This is a genomic window from Gracilibacillus kekensis (assembly GCF_900143085.1).
Lineage (GTDB): Bacteria > Bacillota > Bacilli > Bacillales > Amphibacillaceae > Gracilibacillus > Gracilibacillus kekensis.
The window spans coordinates 1,033,469-1,052,982 of sequence record NZ_FRCZ01000001.1; the positions used below are offsets into that span (position 1 = coordinate 1,033,469).

The window sequence follows — 19,514 nt, forward strand, 5'->3', positions numbered from 1 at the left end:
TTTCTTCTGAAAAATTTAATCTATTTAGCATAGTTTGTCCAATTACCTGCATATATATTAAGTGAGATTTCTTTCAATTGGTATCGAAGCTTATCAGGAGGCTTAGCGTCTGATGTTCACTCTGATAAGTAATAAACAATAAGGAGAATGTTTATGACTAAGCCTGTATCATCCCATCAACTTATTAGATATGTAGTCGGCTATGTCTTTATCACCTCTGCTCTTATGAAATTGGTGATTAGTGATTTCACTGGTGTGTTTGCTAATCTTGGCATACCTTCCCCTGAAATAACAGTATTAATTGTTGGTATTACTGAATTAATAGCAGGTCTCTTTATCATTTTTAATTATTATGTGAAAAGGGCCGTCATTCCATTACTAATCATTATAATTGCTGCAATTATTCTTACAAAAATTCCTATACTTTATTCTGGGATATTTCAATTTGCATTTGAAGCGAGATTAGATATTGTGATGCTTTTTCTACTCTATATTCTTTGGAAAAAGTAACATTACCTCTCTTATTAGCTAGATTAAAAAAGAACTCTTTGATTGAAAGGGTTCTTTTTGTTAAAGCCTACTTGAACCAATTGTGCGAGATTCTAAGACTATAAAGTCGCTTTCCATGCTTCATAAAATTCCTTTACCGTTGAATACCGATCCTCTCTATTCCTTTCAACAGCCTTTTGGGCCACTTTATATAACTTATCGCCTGCCTCCCATTTATGAAGTGAATGATCCATTTCACCACCAACTAAGCCAAAAGCAATCGCCCCCATATTATACACATTAGTGATCGAATCAATCGGAGCTCCAAGCTGATATTCCTCTGGAGATTTAAACCTCTTTGATCCCCAAAAATCCCCTAAATCATTTACAGAAGGTGACTTTCTGTAGAAGTCGATGTCACATATTTTCACTTCATCACGCTTAAAATCATATAAAATGCTGCCATCATAGAAATCTACCGCAACATAGCCTTGAGATTCCACAAAGGTATGAAACGCAAAAATTTTATCTAGGACGTATAGACGTTTATTTATATCCAAACTTTTAAAACGGTAATATGGAGAATCTGGATGTGTGTACTTATCCTTTCCACTAAACAACCAATGCGGATGTAGGCATTCCCCAGCAAACCACTCAAAGACTGCCGCATAACCATTTGCAACAGGAAACTGATCAACTAATTGGATTAAGCTAGAATGCTCTAGCTTTCGATAAATCGGAATAGCATCCATTAAACGTTTTACTGCTTCATTTGGATCACCTGAAAAATCAGTAGGTTTAGCTCCAGCATATTTAACGAAAAAAGTACCATTATTATTCTTTACACCGAAACTAATATTTCCGGAATCTTGTTGGTCAAATACGCAAAATACATTTCCCACGTTCTCTAACCACTGAAAATCATGATTTTCTTTCAACTTGAAGCTAATATCATTGATTTTTAAAGATACTATTTGTTTCATACAGCCTCCTTATAAGCAACATTATTTAAATGGACATAATAATTATTTATTCCAATCCTCCGACAACATGCCACAAATAACATGGTTTAAATAATGGTCAGACAGACAATCTGCTTGTCTAATACAACCTTTCTGTACATGGCTTAATCATCTCAGAATGGATCTGCTTTTTTAATTTTTTGTTTAAACATAATTCCACCTCTTCACTTTTATAGATCAAATTTACTTTTAACCATTTCGGCAACTTCTTCTGCTTGTAAATTAGTATTATTTATTTTTAAATAATTTTCTTGTTCGATTTCTCCCTCTTCTGAATTTAACCGGAGCGTATCTAAAGAACTCAGTAAGTGCTCTTCCGACTGTTCGATATTTCTTTTACTTGGTTTTTGTTCCAGTCTGTTAGTTGTTTTATTCCTTCTGAGCCTTTCATCTAAATCCGCTTCCAATTCAACATAAAATATCTCTGCTCCTTGAGAACGAAATATCTCCGTAAACTTACTGACATGATCCCAATCTTCCTTTTTGTTTAAGGCCCATACAAAGGTAAAAATCATCCCATACTGATCACTTTTTGAAAAAGATTGGAATATTTCTTCACGAAACAACGTGGATAACCTCCACATTTCAGGGTTAAATCCAAAAAAAGGTTCAAGTAATTCAATTGTCATATGGTTATGTAAAAGCTTTAAATCTGTAATTTTTGATAACTCTTGGCCTACCGTCATTTTCCCCACTGCTTGTGGGCCAAATATTAGAACAAACTTCATTTGGTATCCCCCTGTTTTCCCTCATTTACACGGAAATTCGTACCCTTTATAATTAAACACATATACTCTAGTATCCTTCACCACAGCCGACATACGTTTTCTACAACTGAAAAATTTAAAATACTTCCTTATGTGGATCTCCTTTTACCATTTAGATGCTTCATACTCAAATGAAGCACCTAGCTGACTATCGATCATTTCATAATTGTTGCTTAAAAACTGCTTTATTTCTACGTTCATTTTCTCTAAGTATGCTTCAGATGGAAAATGTCCCATATCATAGCTCTTAAAGGCTGTTAAATTCGGGATGATTTCTTGGGTTCTACTACGTAATTTATTTTCTGGAAAGAAAACATCCTTTAAGCCAGCTATAACTAAAGTTGGCGCCTTAAAATTCTCTAATTCTTTTTTATCAGTCAACTTTGGCATATCTTGTTCTAATTTAACATGTTGGAATACATCACCGATTATTTGTTTATCTATATCTTTCATACTGTTAGCGGACATTTTATCTGCTATGGCTTGGAGGTGTTTCTCAGATGAAGTGATGTTATATAAGGCGAGTGGGCGCAAGATGTCTTTTATCATTTTCAGTTTAGAGCCTAGTTTTATTCCTGCTGGTGATACCAAAACGGCACAATCGATTTTCTCTGGTAAAAAGGTGGCTAATCGTAAAATAATACCTCCACCATACGATGGTCCGATAAAGGCACATCGTTCGATTTGAAAAAAGTTCATTAACTCTTCTATCCACTGTGCAAAGCTATGATTCTTTGCGGAAATTCTATTCTCTGCACTAAATCCTGGATGTCCTATGGTGTCTGGTGCATATATTCTATAATGCTTAGCTAATGGGGTAAACCAGGTAAGTGTCATGGGGTTAATGCAATTTCCACCTTGAAAGATGAAAATTGGTTTTCCTTGTGGTGGTCCTGCTACAAGAACATGCGTTTTTCCATAACTTGTGTCTACATATTTTCTTTCGACATCGAAGGGAAGTGTTTCTAAATATGCTTCATATTTTTGGCTAAGTATTCTTTTTCCTTCTTTACTTTTGTATATCGTTTTTTCTTCCATTTGACACCTCTATATTCATAATAATATGGTAAAATAATAATACCATAATATTACACTATAGCTAGTCTTTTCTATGTAAACATTAATTACCGTTAGCTGATTTTTTTGACATGTGGAATAGTACATGCTCTTTTAAAGGACTGCTCTCCTCAACATTTGGGTGATTAAATCTCCCAGCAAAACTCATCCCTATTTTTTTCATTACGTTTATGGAAGGCTTGTTCACTTCAGCTGTAAAACTGTAAATATCACTAAAACCTAATTCGCTCTGTCCATAGTGCAAACATGCTGTTGCTCCCTCGGTTGCATATCCTTTCCCCCATGCTTCTTTTTTTAATCGCCATCCAATTTCCACACATGGTGTAAAATCCGCCTTAAATGTGGCTCTATGAAAACCAATAAAACCGATAAATTCTTTAGTTTCTTTTACCTCAACAGCATATAAGCCAAATCCACATTCGCTAAATTCAGAAATAATCGATCTATAGAACTCATATGTTTTTTTATTTGATAATGTTTTAGGAAAATACCTCATAACCTTTTCGTCTGCATTTAGTTCGCAAAATGGCTGTAAATCCGATTCCTTCCAGTCTCGTAATTGTAATCTTGATGTTTTTACATATATCATTTTTCACAACTCCTAAGAATCACTTTTTATAATTTTCATAGAATGTATTATATGACAGCTAAAACCTATTTGGAGGTGTTTAAACTGCTTCATACTGTTAAGCAAGGTGAAACTCTTTATCAGATATCACAAGATTATCGGACACCACTATCGGTGATTATAAGTGCTAATCCAACTATAAATCCAAATATCATATATCCAGGCCAAACCATTGTTATTCCTGGTTTCCCACAGCCTGAAACGATTCCTTATCAAATCGAGGTCTCTGTTAACAATCGCACTCTAAGGTTACTCAAAGATGGTGTAGTGCAAAAACAGTATCCCATTGCTGTTGGCAGCATACTACATGGAACACCTGTCGGAAATTTTATTATTATAAACAAGGCGCCTAACCCTGGAGGACCTTTCGGAACAATGTGGATGAGTCTATCTAAAGAACATTACGGGATTCACGGAACAAATGACCCTAGTTCAATTGGTAAAGCGGTATCAAGAGGATGTATCCGAATGTATAACAAAGATGTGGAAGAATTAGCAAGTATTGTCCCGATTGGAACATCTGTTATTATCCATCCTTGACAGGGGCGAGAGGACATCTCTTCGTCCCTTTTTTCAGTACTGGTGACTTTGCAATTACTGTGCTAGACAAGCTGAAAGTTACATCATTTTAAAGATGTTTTTATATTTGATACGGTGTCTTTATGTTACTTAATTGGTGACACCTGTTAAATAAGCTATTTACATTATACAAAAGATGACGATAGTTATCACACTACCGTCATTAATCCCGATATCTGTAAACATTTCTCCGAGCGTTCCTCGGTCTTACTCTCTTTTCCGGTATGGTCTTCTTTACCGGTTTTTTTTTCTTAACAAATTTACGAACTGCGGTATCAATTAAATCTTCTAAAGGTATCTTTTCTACCAGGGAACCGAGCGTAAATTCCGTTTCAGTAGACGTTGTACCTTCAGATTCTATCTTTTCATCCTCTTTTTCCTGAGTTTTTAGTTTCTCTAACTCTTGTTGGATAAACTCCTTCCATTCCAAGTCATTGGCCTGTTCTGAAACGGATGGAGACACCTCTTCTTCTGTTGAAGATCGGAATCTTTTTCTTTTCCTTCGTTTCTGCTCCACTGGTTAGAGACCTCCCTTATAATATAAATTTTAATTACTCTCCATATATTTATGATACTGAGGCGTCCTTTCTTGGACGTGAGTGGAATTCATTAAATAATAGTCCTTCACCTATATGACCCGGGATATTTATTCATATACTGAACCATGTAGAGATGGGGTGAACGTTGAATGAATATTAAAAAACTAGACTTTAGAGATAAGATACTATACATTCTCGGCATGAGTCTGTGCGGTGTTATTACTTTTGTGGTAGTAGCAGGGGTTATTGCTGCTTTGTTCGTTCCAGCCAGCGAGACGGGGAGGAAGAAGAGAAAGTCAGCTGCTATTCCTGTTGAAGACGATGAGATGGACAACACCAATCCTTTTTTTACGAAATTCAAGCAAAGTTTTAGACGCTTTACCTTTTATTATATGACCTCGGTTAAAGAAGGAGCAGATCTGGCAAAAGATGATATTGTCGAAGCGGTAGAAGAACGTGATCCTGCAGCAGATCGCCTCACAGAGAAATTCCTTGCTGCTGTACAAAAAGGAGTAAAGCATGCTGGTGTAGAAATGATTGTTTTTGGTATCGATATGTTTGAAAAAATGAACAAGTCTGGAGATAAATAAGAAAGCCTGCCAGTGTGTAGTCACTGTCCAGGCCAGCGTTTCAAGAGTTACTTACTCTTTCTTAAGCTCTTGCTCCAGACGATGGCTGATCAAATTGGGGTGATAATATTCAAGCATCTGAATTCCTGGAGAACGTCCGAAATAAATATAGTATCTTTTATAAGGAAGTCGTTGGTCTGGATTAGCAAATTGGATGGTAACGGGACGCTGGAATAAGTCTGTCGTGTCTGTTTCGTTGATGAATCCCGAGTCCAACACCTTGCGAAAAGTACGAACACTGAGGGAGTTGATCGCTTTGCCAATGCCTTCTTGCTGATGCGCGAGGCTTTCATATAAAGCTTTTGGTACATGCTTTGAGTAGACGAGGGCTATGTTATGTGACACAACTAACCGACTTTCTTCACCAACTAAAATGGATTCCCGAATATAATAGGGTCCTCCTGACGATTGACCCAGCAGATTCACATCTTCATTAGCTATTTGTTCTTGTCGGATCACCTCTACTCTAACTTTTTCATTTAATAACGTTTCGAGTATATCCGTAGTTCGACCATCGGTAACTAATAAAAGGTCGAATAATAAACGTTGCAGCACTCGTTCTACATGGGAGTCTCTCATCCCTTCACCTCCCTTCATCAGACCAGTTAGGCTTAAAGGAATAAATTAGAATCCATGAGTCCCTGCCAAAAGCTATTGAATTCGTTGATGTCGATTTGCTGCTTTGCGTCTGAAAGAGCTACCGGAGGATTTGGGTGAACTTCCACCATCACCCCATCTGCACCAGCAGCAAGAGCTGCTTTCGCACAAGGTAATAAAATATCTTTTCTTCCAGTCGAGTGACTGACATCTGCAAATACTGGAAGGTGGGTCTCCTTTTTTAAAATGGGGACTGCGGAAATATCAAGCGTATTGCGGGTGGCTTTTTCAAAAGTACGAATACCACGTTCGATTAACATAACCTGATCATTTCCTTGATCCAAAATATATTCTGCCGCGAGCTTAAACTCCTCCAATGTAGCAGAGGCACCACGTTTTAATAATACAGGCTTCTTACTTTGACCAACGGCTTTCAATAGCTCAAAGTTCTGCATGTTTCTTGCGCCTATTTGAAATATATCGATATATTTTGATGCGATATCGATTTTATCTGGACTCATAATTTCACTAATCGTGACCATATCGGTTTCATCTGCGACCTGTTTCATTATTTTTAATCCGTCTTCACCTAGTCCTTGGAAGTCATAAGGAGATGTTCTCGGTTTGAAAGCTCCGCCACGTAAAACCGTTACACCCTTTTTCTTTAAAGCGGAAGCAACTGTTAAAAGCTGATCTCTTGATTCAACAGAACAGGGACCAGCGATCAGAATAGGTGTCGAACCACCAAAAACAGCTTGCTTCACTTTAATAACCGTATCGTCATTTTTATGGTCACGACTTACGAGAAGCCGTGGTTTCCCTTGTTGATTGCTCATCATCAACCGTCCTTTCGCTTTTTAATATATACAGGCTTTAGAGATGGGACATTTTTCACAAGCTTCGCGCGATCAAGTAATGAAGTGATTTCCACAGTGACAGGAACATGAAGTAGTGATGTTAATAATGATGAGATCTTTTCCTCTGACCATTTTTCAGCATCATGAGAATCGATGAAAAGGTGGAGTCCGTCTTCTTGCTCGATCAATTCCCAAGCGTCTGGAGCAGGGGATAACGAATAGACTGCTTCTTGAATATCAAAGGCATCCAGGGCCGTATTATCAAATACAATTCGATCCTTACTTCTGCCGTAATGAATTAGCTTTGCACCCGTCCGGCCACAGTCACAAGCGCTAGGTTCTACAGAGATAATGTCCTCATTAAAATAACGAAGCAATGGGGAACCTTGGTGGGAAAGTGTCGTAATCGCAGCAAACCCTCTTTCTCCATTAGCTACAGCACGAGATCCCTCTTCATTTAGTACTTCTACAAAAAAATCCTGTTCGACAATATGCATGGTGCCGAATTCACACATGGTGGCAATATTGGCGGTTTCTGTTGATCCGTACATATTGAAAACAGGAACTCCCCAAAGAGCTTCTATATGTTTCCTGCGCTGATCACTCATTAATTCACCTGCCACACATATCGCCCTTAATGATGGAAAATCCTTGCTCGCCTCCAAACCACTTAGTCGAGCCGCTTCTGCCAACAGTTCCATCTCCCGTGGAAGCCCTGCTAAAACCGTTACTGAAAGTTTTTTTGTTAGATGTAACACTCTAGGATATGGCATAACTACTGTACGCCCACTCGCTGGAACAACTCCCGCTTCTGTCTGCCAAGCTGCCTGTTGCATTAAAAAAGCAGGTAATGCCATTGCATAAGGAAAGCGAATAAGCACCAGATCCTCTGGTGTCAATTGCACGCCACATTCTTTTAATTGTCTTCCGCCAACGATCAAATCCTGTTGCGTAAACCAGGAGGCAGATGGCTCGCCAGTCGTTCCGGTCGATTCATGGTATTGGGCTATTTTCTCCTTATCGACAGCAAGATGACCAAAAATACCGGCATCACGTAAATCTTGTTTCGTTGTTAATGGAAGTGTAGCGATTTGTTCTAACGTGACATCTTCTGGCGGTTGATCCGCTAATTTTTTTTGATAAAGTGGCGAGTTAAGCATTCGCTGATACGTCTCTTTGAACTTTTTTTCGCTGTCTTTTTTAATATCAGTCATAACGATCCTCCCTTCTTGTCGTTTTTTAGATATTTAAGTGAATACCCTCTGCGCTTTACCGAATGTACGAGGAATATCATCCCGGATAACAACGTTGCATTCCACACCAATCCGGTCCAACATATGCTGCTTGATTTTTGTTGCTAACTGTTCATCACTTAATGTGGTACGAAACTTCTCAGCTTCAATGGTTAAGACACCTTGATTTAACTTTAGATGATACCAAAGTCCAACTTCCGGAATCTCCATAAGAAAATGCTCAATCAAAAACGGAGAATAATCGTGTTCACCCAAACGAAGCATATGCTCCATTCTGCCTCTTAGTTGTAAAACGTCCATAGTCGTGCCACACTCACAATTTGATTCTTTCAAATTACCAAGATCTCCAGTTCGATAACGAACCATCGGCATCCCTTCACGAAGCAGTGTCGTTACCACAATTTCTCCTGTTTTACCTGATGGTAGAACTTGCCCTGAGTCCGGATCAATGATTTCCAATTTCACATGGCCTTCCATGACGTGATAGCCTTTATGCTTACTGCACTCTACTCCGATAACACCGCACTCGGTTGAACCATAGAAAAAGGAGACTTCACAGTCCCACCACTTTTCCAAGCGTTCTCGGAAGGCAGGAGAACATCCTTCCCCGGTTAACCAGATTTTTTTCAGTTGAATATCTTCACCAATTTTTATACCGAACTTCTCACTTTCTTCTGCTAATAGTGCTGCATAAGATGGGGTTGTTGTAAGCACGGTCGCTTGATATTCCTTCATTAGCTCCAACGATTTATCGACCGGAGCCATATAACCACCCTTACCAAGCGATAAAACCGCTGTGCCAAATGCAAATTGAAATAAACGCTGAAATCCTAGACCAGGTAAAGCAAACTCATAAGGAAGTGCGATCGCCGCAACATCATTTTCTGATTCTTTAAACAGTTCTAAATACTTCGGCAATAAATCATAAACATATTGATCTGCTAAAGTATACGCAGTATAAATAGGCTTACCAGACGTCCCACTAGTGAGGTGAACCTGACCTATTTCTTTTGGATCCACGCATAACAGTTTCTCTTTATCCCCTCTAATAACGTTTTTTTCAAGCATTGGCACTTTAGACAGTTGTTCAAGATGATCGATTCTAGGTTCTTCAAATCCAGCCGCTTCTAACCTTTGGCGGTAGTATTGATTTTGCTTCCAGACATGAGCAAGAGTTGCGTTCACTGCTTGCAACTGATACTCTTCCTTCTCATTACGAGGAAGTACTTCAATTGTTTTTCCTTGCTCATCTAATTGCTTGTAAAATTCTTTAAATGCTTCTAAATGGGAAGATTGATCATCAATGGAAACGGTCATTTTATGTGTTTGAACCTTCATCATACTCCTCCATTCTGTTTATATTTAACTTTCAATTGAAAATAAATAGGATAAATCCCTATCAATCTGTTTTTCTCTCCCTTCCTTTACTTTCTATCAAATGCCAATCCATTCCGTATTGACTCGGACAAACATATATTTTTGAGAAAATGATGATTGTATCCAAACTGTTTCTATCAACTATACATATCGTAACTAGCATATAGCGTTAGAGATCTAATTAACTTGAGAAATCTATCTAGACATCTTAATTCGCTAGGAGGTTGATTTTTTGAAAAAAAGACGTACCGATACAAATCGTTTTGATGAAGGTAAGAAAAGTATGATGAAAGGTGTCAACGGGGATAAAAAGGCAGTGAAAGAAGCATATGACATTTTCGCAGAACTTCGCAAAAGAGATGCAAACAATCCACTTTTGGAAGCCTATTATGGAAGTACATTGACCCTATTAGCACGTGATGCGGCAGAACCAATAGAAAAAGCGGATCATGCACAAGAAGGATTAGATGCACTGAATCGAGCTGTTTCTAACAATTCTAAAAATAAGGAAATTCGATTATTACGTGCCAAAGTATGTTTGAAACTACCCGAATCCTATTTTCATTGCTCACAAACAGCCATTGAAGATCTCTCCTTCCTTCTGGACCGTTATAAAAGGGATGCCAGTTATCTGTCTGATGAGGAGGTAAAGGAAATTACTAATGACCTAAGAACAGCCCGGAAAAACGCTATGAAAAACTAGGATATAGGAGGGGGTGAATATAAATTGGCAAGTAATAGATTACTAGAAAAGGTCCTTCCACTTCACAAGAAAGCCGTCAAAGGAGATGAAAAAGCTGCTGTTGAATTGGACCAATTGCTGGAACGGGGACGTTCTACCGGTTCAAATGCACCCTTAGTAGATGCCTATCACGGAAATACGATGATACTAATCGCCCGAGATAAGACAAATCCTCTCGATAAATTAAAATGGTCCAAGGCAGGACTAAAGCTTCTGGACGGAGCGGTAAATGCTGAACCTGATAATAGCATGATTCGTTTACTAAGAGGGAAAACAGCCTATATGTTACCTGAGAAACATTTCCACCGAGCTAAAACAGCCATTGAAGATTACACGTTTCTCATTAATCAGGAACAAAAAAAAGAAGGGTTGCTTGGCAAGTATGATTACTTGCGACTTCGTTATGAACTTGGCGAGGTATATTATCGTATTGGACAAAACCAAGAAGCAGGTACATGTTGGAGAGAACTGAAGCACGCATCCGGTGATCCTGAATTCCTTCATTTACTTGAACTAAAGCTCGGAATATTGGAAGGAAAGCCAGCAGTTGAGCATATCCCAAACACGGATAGTCCTACTTCTATTTTGCTCAGAAAAACCGTTCGTGCCGTTGGTAATGAGCTTCAACAATTGGCAACACAAAAAAGTAAGAACGATCACAATAAAATTAACGGGTAGGATGGGAATCGAACGCGAAAGGAGGTGAAAGACATGACAAAAGAGGAGATTAAGAGATTCGCTAGAAAAATCAGAACCGAATCCCAGCCTATCATTTCCTCCGCATTAGTAACCGGTGCCACTCGAATCAGTGACGAAATGAATCATGCGGTGAGAGGTGTTCATCATTCCCCCACCATCCTCTTAAGCAGAATTGCTACTTCACTACGAAATGGCGCCATTGCAGCAGGTCAAGAGATGATGGTAAGTGGAGTGGAAAACGTGAAAAAGAATAGAATCTAATCCTCCGGCAGGGTAAAAGCATGTAAGGTCACCGGTAATTTTTCTTCACGGGATATGTAAGTCTGTAGACGGGATAAGCAGTCCCCTTCACGGGATATCTTTCTCGCTTGACGGGATAAGTCTGTTTATCCTGTTAAGCGAAGTAAGTATCCCGTGAAGAAAGAAAGTTATCCCGTCAAGACAAGAGAATATCCAGTGAAGAAATCCATTTTGCCAAAAACCGAACTATCGTAATAGTTCGGTTTTTATATTTATCCTTAACAATGTTATATATCAAGCCTTAAAATAATTTCCCATGCTTATAAAGAAGCGTAAATAATTTTTTAGTCGCGTAACGAAAGCAAGTTTGGCGCATGCTGTCTAGCTTTCGTTCAAAATATTCATTAAAGACCTTTTCACAGCTTTGAGACATTTGTTCATACATCTCGTGTAACGTTTCTTCATTTGTATATAGTTGCGTAATTCTATCCTGTTTCCATTCCAAATAAGAGACCATTACACCACCAGCATTCACAAGAATATCAGGGATGACAATTTTTCCTTGTCCATTAAGATAATCATCTGCCATAGCAGTGATCGGTGAATTGGCCCCTTCTACTAGGATATCAGCTTTTACATCCTGCATATTCTGTTCGGTAATCTGTCTCTGAGTTGCAGCTAGAATCAATACTTCCACATCCAAGGTTAAGACATCTTCTCTATCTCTAATATCTGCCTCGACTCCAATATTTTCTAGTTCTGCCGGGGTCTGAGGCAAGTTTCCGTTCTCTGACTGAAAAAGTACCAATTCTGGAATATTAATACCATCCTTATTGTAAAGCGTCACGTTATGATCACTTACAGCTATTACACGGTGTTTTAATTTCTCACTAGTATATGCTTCTAGAGCTGCAACAGACCCTACATTACCAAATCCTTGAATCGCTATCGATATTTCTTTATTTTGCGTATGCTTGTTATAAAAAGATTGAAGTTTCTGGTACTGCATTTTATGCATTTCATTTTCATCATTAAAAATTAGCTTATTTTGCTTTTTTGCCCACTCATGAACGAGCCAGAAATAACTAAAAAAGGTACCTTTACCTGTTGCTTCTCTTCGTCCTTTCGCACCACCATTATCGATACTTTTTCCTGTAAAGGCCCCCAAATAGTTCTTCCCTGGATGAATCGTTTTGTATTCTCCTACCATCCAATCCATTATTTTTTCATTCGTTCCCATATCTGGCGCTGGTATATCATGTGTTGGGCCTAAATCAGGTGCAAATCGCTGTACGTATTTCTTAGAAACAAAATTTAGTTCCCGATCTGAATAATCGTTAGGATTAATTACAACGCCACCTTTCGCACCACCATATGGAAGTTCATGTAATGCATTTTTCAGCGTCATCAAAACGGCTAAATTCTCTACTTCTTCCTCACTTACCGATTCATTATAACGGATGCCACCTTTATAAAAACCGGCAATATTATTATGCTGAATTCGATAGGCAGGAATCCTGATAATTCTGCCATCATCTTTGACTACTCGAATATAACTCTTAATTATCTTATCGGTAGTCGTGAGTATTTCTTGTGCCGATTCAAACGCTTTTTCCCTTTGTTCCCCTTTCAGTTCAGAAATGAAAGTCTCATCCTTTTGTAATTTTTGCAACATTTCTTTGATAATGCCTTGTGTCTGTAATAAATTCATTCTATGCCTCACTCCCTATATGTTTTAACTAGCAAACCACTAGTCTTTTATTGAAATGATGTAGAGTTACAATGTGTTCCTCTATTTCAGGAACTACTCAAGAATAGTCGCTATCAACACACACTTGTAATTTTTATTCCATTTCACAAAAAATATGTATTTGTTTAGTGGCTAATAATTAAAGAACCAGCAGTATTCATAATGCTTTAAACCTAGTTTTTATGTTATAGTTATACAATTGCCATTTCATACACTAGTTAAACAGTTTTCGATCACTTTCAAAATATTTTTTCTTATACGAAAAATAAACCCTCTGCTACATCATAGCAAAGGGTTTACATATTATCACGGTGTAATCTAACAATCAGTGGGAGTTCAAAACTCCCACTGATTGAAGTCTAACTTTATCTAACTGTATTCTTACTGTTTCTTACAATTAAGAAAATACTACCTCCAACAGCCATTAATACTAACCCTAAGATTAACCAATTATATTGATTGGTAGCAGTATCTGGCAGAGTATTTTCTGCATCTTCCATTTGTGCTATTTCTTCGTCTGCCAACTCAAATACACCATATATACTAAAGTGTGATAATTCAGCAACAACTTCACCTGTCGTTCTAACGATACTATTCGGAACGATCACTTCTTTTTTATCACCATTATCATCAATATAAACGACCTTTATATTATCCCAGTTTTCAACTTTATCTGGGTCAATAGTAAAGGTTACTGTAATTGGCGAATCGAAGCTAATTTCCTTTCCTTCAGATAATAGTTTGAAATCATACAGGCTACTTAAAGCATCCCTATTTTTAGACGTCACGTCTTCACTTACATCGCCAAACTCGAATTCAATATCCTCTTTATCTTTTAAAATGGAAACGGGAATATTAACAGTTACATTTTCACCGTCCAGCTCGATAGAAGCATTTTCATCCAGTTGATCAATCACTTGTTTTGTGAGTGTCACTTTTTTGGCGGTATCTTTAATTTTGTAAATATTATCTTCTAATTGAAGTTTATTTAAGTTGTTTATTTTAAGTTTTTTCTTAGTTTTATTTTTATCTTTGTTGTTTTTGTCTTTATCTTTATCTTTGTCTTTGTCTTTGTCTTTGTCTTTATCTTTGTCTTTGTCTTTGTCTTTGTCTCCAGAATCGTCTCCGTTTCCTGGTTCGCCTTCGTCTCCGGATCCATCTCCGTCTCCTGGATCAGTTTCAGGGGAGGTGATACTAGTAAAATAATCACTAACTTCAGTAGAAGAGAGCACTTTATTTCCGTAAATCCTCAAATCATCCATTAAACCTTTATATGGAGCATCCCAATAATTGACACCTAATGCAAATTTCGCATCTGTTGTTGTAAAAATATTCGGGAAACCTTCTCCAGTAAATGCTGCTTCTCCATTAACATAAACAGTAATTTCGCCTTCATTAACCGTATATGCTAAATGCGTCCACTCGTTAGTCGGTATAATTTCGCCTATCGACGCATCGTACCAGTCTTCACCAGCCCATATTTTTGTAACACCGTGTCCATTAGGTACAAGACTTGACCAGCTACCTGTAGTTCTCGCGCCAAAGAAAGATGTAGTAAATTCATTGATTTCTGAAGGATTTAACCATAAAGACACTGAATATTTATTGCTTGAGATTAAACCGTCTGGTAAACGAATACCTGATTCACCATCAAATTCAGCGGCTTGTCCATCAATTCCTTCCGCGTATGTGATCGTACCGTCTGTATTATCAATTCGGTTACCAGTAGGGGTTCCCGGCTCACTATTTCCTGATTCATCCTCTAGATTTTCTTCAAAGCTATAATGTGCTGTTATTTCTTCTGGATTGTTGTAAAGGGATTGAACGTTTTCTTCAGGAAGAGCAACCCCATCATAAATTCGCACCTCATCCATTAACCCTTTGTAAGGAGTATCCCAATAGTTTACACCTAATGCAAATGTACCATCTAGCGTTGTAAATATCTCTGGGTAGTCTTCACTTGAGGCTTTCGCTTCACCGTTAATATAGAATACTGCCTCACCATCATCTACTGTTAATGCAACATGTGACCATTCATCTACAGGAATCGTTGTATCCGTTCCGAGATCAGTATATGTGCCACCATTGTCTGACCATACCATTGTATTGGCCCAAGCTGAATAAGGTAAAATACTAATCCAGCTAGAACTGCTTTTCCCACCGAAGAATGAAGTTGTATGATTTGTCAGTTCCTCAGGTTTTAACCATAACGAAACAGAGTACGTATTACTTGCTATCAAACCTTCATCTAGTAATAGCCCGGAGTTACCATCAAACTTCGCTGCCTGACCCACAACGCCATCAGTAAGCGTAATTTCACCGCCAGTATTATCAATTCGATTACCGGTTACAGTTGCTTCTGCTTTATTTCCAGAACGATCTTTAAACCCGTCACTAAAATCATAAAAAGCAGATAATCCACCTTCAGATTGAGCTGGAACAGTAACGGTAATTGTTTCTGTTTCGGTAATATCACCTAAAGTAATCGTTGCTGTTAGATCAACAGTTGCATCATCTGAACCAAATGATGGCCTTACAACCACACCTTCATTTGAAATAATATCTGGGGCAGATGAATCCCATGTAATCTCTGTCCCCTGTGCTGCTGTAGTAGGTAGATTGATGTCTGTAATCACACTTGATGGAATACTTGATTTCAGATCATTTTTAACCGCATCTACTACTTCTTGATTATCTTTTGTATCACCTGCACTACCCCAGATCACAACTCCATCATTAGACATTGCACTGAAAGTCATCACCCATTTTTGTGAGGTTGGATCATATTGACGAATAAAAACACCATCATACGTTTCTTCATCCGCCGTTAATTCAACTCGGTAGTCATCATATAATTCCCATGTACCTGTTACTGCACCACTAACCGTATGATCTTCATTTAGTGCTATCCAAGTCGATTCTGTTAATTCAGCTGTAATTTCTTTCCCATGGTTAATGTATTTGTAATTACCAGTTACATCCTCTTCTGACACAGCTTCGATAGTTTCCCCTGCATAGTGATATGGGGTTGGCACTGGCCAATTGTCACTGTTTTTAAATGTTTGGTGTACGCGAACTTCATGAATTCCACCTTCAGGAAAACGCACGTGTGTCACAATAAACTCTTTTCCATCATCATCAATTAAATAAGAGTTGTGCCCGGGCGACATATAACCAGTACCGTTTCCAGTACCTTCTTCTCCCGCATCTCTTTTAAATAAGAAATTACCCATCATTTTATTACCGATTTCCTTGTGATCGTCATTACCAGGGAAGTTAGCTGGATAATCCCCTTCAATATAAAAATCTTCCGGGAAAACAGCTTCTCTTCCTGCTGCATCCACATAAGGACCTGCGATGTTCTCTGATCTAAACTGTCTCATTTGATAACCACCATCAGAGGCTAGTCCACCATATGTTATATATAAATAATAATATCCTGTTTCTTCATCATATACAGCATATGTTCCCTCACCGGATCGTCCATATCCACCGGCGATCTTTGTACCAAAGTAACGATCAATCATTCTGCCATCTGAAGTTTCGCCGTCTTCTCCAGGATAGATTGGTGTACCTGTTTCTTTATCTAATTCTAAGATAAATGTACCACCAGACCAGGAACCATATGTCATATATAGATCCCCATTTTTATCATAAAGAATATTGGCATCGATTGCGTTTGTATAATAAGCGTTATTGAACGTACCGCGATCTGTAAACCAGTCGGGATTCAATTCATCAAATACACCTTCATCAATTAGATCAGATATATTGGTATTTTCCCAATGCTTATTAACATCACTGTTGTTGTCGTAAGCTTCATGATCTGTAAAACCAGAGTACATAATGGTATCAGTGTATTCATATGGTCCTTCCACATCTTTCGAAACCGCAATACCTATGGCAGAACGATTATAAGTCGAAGAAACACTGTAATACATCATATACGCACCCATTGTTCCATCATCCCAGACAAAATCTTTATTCCAGAAGATGTCCGGCGCCCATACAGCAAAGCCTCCAGAACTATCTGCATCATCCTCCCCAGCCCATTCAAACGACTCCGCAAGATTTTCTGATAGATTACCGTATATTGGATTATTCTCAGGTGTTTGGTATTCACTTTCCACTAATGACGTCCAATTACTTAAATCGCTTGACTTAGCTGCAGCAATATGTGAGCCAAACACGTAGTAGGAACCGTTTTTTGCCTTAATAATGGATGGGTCATGGACAGATACCCGTTCAAAATCTATCGGTTCAGAATCCGTTTGTTCATCACCCAAAACGGTACTTGGTATGAAAAAAAGTAATACAAGTAATGCAACAAAACCTATTTGAATTAGTTGTTTCACTATTTCTTTTCCCCTCTCTCCAATTAAAATGAAAGCGTAATCATTTTTAAATCATTTATGATGTGACAGTTTCGAACAATAATACTTTACTTTAAATACGTATAACGTTAATGAAAACAGAGGATTTCACACTAAAAAATTTATTTATTTTACCATTTCATTAACTATTACTATGACATTCGAATTAGTTATTTAGACACTACCCTCCTTTTGAAATAAGTAGATTCACCGTTTATAAATCGCTTTCAAAAATAATGTTACTATAAAAAAATACAATTCACAAGATGAAAAATAAATAAATTAACAAACCATTTTATATTATATTGTTTTTGATTAACATATAAATTAATCAAATGTGTCACTATTGTTCCTAAGGAGACTTTTACAAAGTAAATTGTTAATAAAAACACCAGCAATCAATGGCAAGAAAGCAATTAATTTATGCTATACCGATTATATTAAACTTTTACACGATAGCTGACCTCGTATTCGACTTAATGAAACAGGACTGATTCCTAAATAGGAAGCAATGTGATATTGTGTAATACGATCCTCTAAGCCTGGAAACTCTTCTAAAAAAAGATGATAGCGCTCTTCTGCAGAATGAAGCAAAAGCTGACGTTCCCTTGTTTCTTTTTTGATATAGAGCTGCTCAATTAATTTCCTACCCACCACTTCCCAACAATGGTGACGTTCGTACAGTTGTAACAAAACCTTATAGGTAAAGGAAGCCACCACTGCATTCTCCAACGCTTGAATTGCAAAATACGAAGGAATCGAACTTATGACAGAGCTATAGGAAGTGAAAAACTGTCCTTCCTGAACAAAACTTTTATTAAATTCATCCCCATCTTCTTTTAAATAAAACATGCGAAAGACGCCAGAGTGGCAAAAATAAATTCGATCACTCACCTCACCAGCCTGTACGAGTAAATCCCCTTTTCTCACTGAATGCCATTTAATTTTAGACTTTAAATAGTGCCACTCCAATTCTGGTATATCCGTCAATTGACTAAAACTTTTGAAAATAGCTTGATGATTCATTTCACAACCTCCCTAGAGATTAACCTATGTTAATGATAATGGAAAAAATTAGATTTATGCTAGTGTAAACTATATTTTCTGAAAAAGGAGAAGATACAATGAATCTTCATGGTGTAAAAGTACTGATTACTGGAGGCACTTCTGGAATTGGCTTAAAGTTAGTGGAAGAACTTATTCGAGAAAAAGCAAAGGTTATCGTTGTTGGCAGAAGCGAAGAAAAGCTTCAACTATTAAGTCAGGATCAGCAGATCAACAGTGTCTACGCATGTGATCTATCCAATCCTCAAGAAGTAATCCGCCTATCTGAAAAGATTAGTCAACATCACCCTGATTTACAAGTGCTTATTAATAATGCTGGTATACAACATAATATACTGTTTGCTGAAGCGACATCTACGAGTGAATTAATTCAATCAGAGGTGAATACGAATTTTCTTGCGCCACTTTTGTTAACAAGAGGGTTGCTCCCTGTATTAACCAAACAGACGCAAGCGGTTTTAGTGAATATGTCATCTGGTTTAGCTTTAACCCCGAAATTTAAATCTGCTGTTTATTGTGGTACCAAGGGAGGTCTACACATTTTCTCGAAGGCCCTACGCATTCAATATGACCCACAAACATTACGTGTCATCGAAATTCTTCCACCTGCAGTAGATACACCTATGACTGCTGGGAGAGGTCGAAAAAAGATATCACCGGAAATGGTTGCGAAGAAAACCATCCATGCTATCACCAATCAAAAGAAGGAAGTCTATGTGCATAAAACTAAAATACTTTATTGGTTAAATAGATTGTCACCAACACTTGCTCAGCAATTGATGAAACAATTTAAATAATTTTAAACATAAAAGAAGCAAGCTGTTATCAACA

Annotated in this window: 18 protein-coding genes and 1 pseudogene; 7 read left to right on the top strand and 12 right to left on the bottom strand. The window is 37.7% G+C overall.

What is annotated here, in order from left to right:
• Positions 1-153 precede the first annotated feature (153 nt).
• Positions 154-510 (top strand): DoxX family protein, encoded by a 357-nt coding sequence (locus BUC25_RS04675; RefSeq protein ID WP_073200101.1) that lies wholly within the window; start codon positions 154-156, stop codon positions 508-510.
• A 98-nt stretch (positions 511-608) separates the two neighbouring features.
• Here the strand turns inward: BUC25_RS04675 and BUC25_RS04680 are convergent, their stop codons facing one another.
• From BUC25_RS04680 to BUC25_RS04695, 4 genes are all read right to left on the bottom strand, one after another.
• The gene (locus tag BUC25_RS04680) at positions 609-1,472 is read right to left on the bottom strand and encodes a serine/threonine-protein kinase (protein WP_073200103.1); all 864 of its coding nucleotides are present in this window, start codon (positions 1,470-1,472) and stop codon (positions 609-611) included.
• A gap of 209 nt (positions 1,473-1,681) precedes the next feature.
• A complete protein-coding gene (locus tag BUC25_RS04685; RefSeq protein ID WP_073200105.1) occupies positions 1,682-2,239 on the bottom strand; it encodes a DEAD/DEAH box helicase family protein in 558 nt (185 codons plus the stop codon).
• A gap of 144 nt (positions 2,240-2,383) precedes the next feature.
• Entirely contained in the window at positions 2,384-3,316 is a 933-nt protein-coding gene (locus BUC25_RS04690) for an alpha/beta fold hydrolase (protein WP_073200106.1), read from the bottom strand.
• 82 nt (positions 3,317-3,398) lie between these two features.
• Positions 3,399-3,944, bottom strand: coding sequence for a GNAT family N-acetyltransferase (locus BUC25_RS04695; protein ID WP_073200108.1), 546 nt, complete (start codon positions 3,942-3,944; stop codon positions 3,399-3,401).
• Between the two features lie 84 nt (positions 3,945-4,028).
• On the opposite strand from BUC25_RS04695, the gene BUC25_RS04700 reads away from it, so the two are divergent.
• The gene (locus tag BUC25_RS04700) at positions 4,029-4,523 is read left to right on the top strand and encodes a L,D-transpeptidase family protein (RefSeq protein WP_073200515.1); all 495 of its coding nucleotides are present in this window, start codon (positions 4,029-4,031) and stop codon (positions 4,521-4,523) included.
• 202 nt (positions 4,524-4,725) lie between these two features.
• Here the strand turns inward: BUC25_RS04700 and BUC25_RS04705 are convergent, their stop codons facing one another.
• The gene (locus BUC25_RS04705) at positions 4,726-5,079 is read right to left on the bottom strand and encodes a hypothetical protein (RefSeq protein WP_073200110.1); all 354 of its coding nucleotides are present in this window, start codon (positions 5,077-5,079) and stop codon (positions 4,726-4,728) included.
• A gap of 171 nt (positions 5,080-5,250) precedes the next feature.
• Between BUC25_RS04705 and BUC25_RS04710 the strand changes: the two genes are divergently transcribed.
• Entirely contained in the window at positions 5,251-5,691 is a 441-nt protein-coding gene (locus BUC25_RS04710) for a hypothetical protein (RefSeq protein ID WP_073200112.1), read from the top strand.
• A 51-nt stretch (positions 5,692-5,742) separates the two neighbouring features.
• On the opposite strand, the gene BUC25_RS04715 is transcribed toward BUC25_RS04710, so the two are convergent.
• The 4 genes and pseudogenes from BUC25_RS04715 to BUC25_RS04730 all read right to left on the bottom strand — a co-directional run bounded on the left by BUC25_RS04715 (position 5,743) and on the right by BUC25_RS04730 (position 9,775).
• Positions 5,743-6,309, bottom strand: coding sequence for a chorismate pyruvate-lyase family protein (locus BUC25_RS04715; RefSeq protein WP_073200114.1), 567 nt, complete (start codon positions 6,307-6,309; stop codon positions 5,743-5,745).
• Between the two features lie 32 nt (positions 6,310-6,341).
• A pseudogene (locus BUC25_RS04720) lies at positions 6,342-7,169 on the bottom strand (bifunctional 3-deoxy-7-phosphoheptulonate synthase/chorismate mutase); the annotation flags it as partial.
• The gene (locus BUC25_RS04725; RefSeq protein ID WP_073200117.1) at positions 7,166-8,398 is read right to left on the bottom strand and encodes a phenylacetate--CoA ligase family protein; all 1,233 of its coding nucleotides are present in this window, start codon (positions 8,396-8,398) and stop codon (positions 7,166-7,168) included. The pseudogene BUC25_RS04720 and the gene BUC25_RS04725, both read right to left, overlap by 4 nt.
• Before the next feature lie 33 nt (positions 8,399-8,431).
• On the bottom strand, positions 8,432-9,775 hold the full coding sequence (locus BUC25_RS04730; RefSeq protein ID WP_073200119.1) for a phenylacetate--CoA ligase family protein: 1,344 nt from the start codon (positions 9,773-9,775) through the stop codon (positions 8,432-8,434).
• A 271-nt stretch (positions 9,776-10,046) separates the two neighbouring features.
• Between BUC25_RS04730 and BUC25_RS04735 the strand changes: the two genes are divergently transcribed.
• The 3 genes from BUC25_RS04735 to BUC25_RS04745 are packed head-to-tail and all read left to right on the top strand — an operon-like array spanning position 10,047 to position 11,516.
• Positions 10,047-10,517, top strand: coding sequence for a hypothetical protein (locus BUC25_RS04735; RefSeq protein ID WP_073200121.1), 471 nt, complete (start codon positions 10,047-10,049; stop codon positions 10,515-10,517).
• A 24-nt stretch (positions 10,518-10,541) separates the two neighbouring features.
• On the top strand, positions 10,542-11,234 hold the full coding sequence (locus BUC25_RS04740; protein WP_139251762.1) for a tetratricopeptide repeat protein: 693 nt from the start codon (positions 10,542-10,544) through the stop codon (positions 11,232-11,234).
• Between the two features lie 33 nt (positions 11,235-11,267).
• Positions 11,268-11,516: a hypothetical protein gene (locus BUC25_RS04745; RefSeq protein WP_073200123.1), complete on the top strand. Its 249-nt coding sequence runs from the start codon at positions 11,268-11,270 to the stop codon at positions 11,514-11,516.
• A 280-nt stretch (positions 11,517-11,796) separates the two neighbouring features.
• Here the strand turns inward: BUC25_RS04745 and BUC25_RS04750 are convergent, their stop codons facing one another.
• The 3 genes from BUC25_RS04750 to BUC25_RS04765 all read right to left on the bottom strand — a co-directional run bounded on the left by BUC25_RS04750 (position 11,797) and on the right by BUC25_RS04765 (position 18,644).
• On the bottom strand, positions 11,797-13,206 hold the full coding sequence (locus BUC25_RS04750) for a Glu/Leu/Phe/Val family dehydrogenase (RefSeq protein WP_073200125.1): 1,410 nt from the start codon (positions 13,204-13,206) through the stop codon (positions 11,797-11,799).
• Between the two features lie 404 nt (positions 13,207-13,610).
• The gene (locus tag BUC25_RS04760) at positions 13,611-17,600 is read right to left on the bottom strand and encodes a LamG-like jellyroll fold domain-containing protein (protein WP_139251763.1); all 3,990 of its coding nucleotides are present in this window, start codon (positions 17,598-17,600) and stop codon (positions 13,611-13,613) included.
• A 453-nt stretch (positions 17,601-18,053) separates the two neighbouring features.
• A complete protein-coding gene (locus tag BUC25_RS04765) occupies positions 18,054-18,644 on the bottom strand; it encodes a Crp/Fnr family transcriptional regulator (protein WP_073200127.1) in 591 nt (196 codons plus the stop codon).
• A gap of 98 nt (positions 18,645-18,742) precedes the next feature.
• Between BUC25_RS04765 and BUC25_RS04770 the strand changes: the two genes are divergently transcribed.
• Entirely contained in the window at positions 18,743-19,480 is a 738-nt protein-coding gene (locus BUC25_RS04770) for an SDR family oxidoreductase (RefSeq protein WP_073200129.1), read from the top strand.
• The last annotated feature ends 34 nt before the right edge of the window (positions 19,481-19,514 follow it).

Coding starts and splice junctions, on each gene's coding strand:
- BUC25_RS04675 (WP_073200101.1), top strand. CDS start 154: ATGACTAAGCCTGTATCATCCCATCAACTTATTAGATATGTAGTCGGC.
- BUC25_RS04680 (WP_073200103.1), bottom strand. CDS start 1,472: ATGAAACAAATAGTATCTTTAAAAATCAATGATATTAGCTTCAAGTTG.
- BUC25_RS04685 (WP_073200105.1), bottom strand. CDS start 2,239: ATGAAGTTTGTTCTAATATTTGGCCCACAAGCAGTGGGGAAAATGACG.
- BUC25_RS04690 (WP_073200106.1), bottom strand. CDS start 3,316: ATGGAAGAAAAAACGATATACAAAAGTAAAGAAGGAAAAAGAATACTT.
- BUC25_RS04695 (WP_073200108.1), bottom strand. CDS start 3,944: ATGATATATGTAAAAACATCAAGATTACAATTACGAGACTGGAAGGAA.
- BUC25_RS04710 (WP_073200112.1), top strand. CDS start 5,251: ATGAATATTAAAAAACTAGACTTTAGAGATAAGATACTATACATTCTC.
- BUC25_RS04715 (WP_073200114.1), bottom strand. CDS start 6,309: ATGAGAGACTCCCATGTAGAACGAGTGCTGCAACGTTTATTATTCGAC.
- BUC25_RS04725 (WP_073200117.1), bottom strand. CDS start 8,398: ATGACTGATATTAAAAAAGACAGCGAAAAAAAGTTCAAAGAGACGTAT.
- BUC25_RS04730 (WP_073200119.1), bottom strand. CDS start 9,775: ATGAAGGTTCAAACACATAAAATGACCGTTTCCATTGATGATCAATCT.
- BUC25_RS04745 (WP_073200123.1), top strand. CDS start 11,268: ATGACAAAAGAGGAGATTAAGAGATTCGCTAGAAAAATCAGAACCGAA.
- BUC25_RS04750 (WP_073200125.1), bottom strand. CDS start 13,206: ATGAATTTATTACAGACACAAGGCATTATCAAAGAAATGTTGCAAAAA.
- BUC25_RS04765 (WP_073200127.1), bottom strand. CDS start 18,644: ATGAATCATCAAGCTATTTTCAAAAGTTTTAGTCAATTGACGGATATA.
- BUC25_RS04770 (WP_073200129.1), top strand. CDS start 18,743: ATGAATCTTCATGGTGTAAAAGTACTGATTACTGGAGGCACTTCTGGA.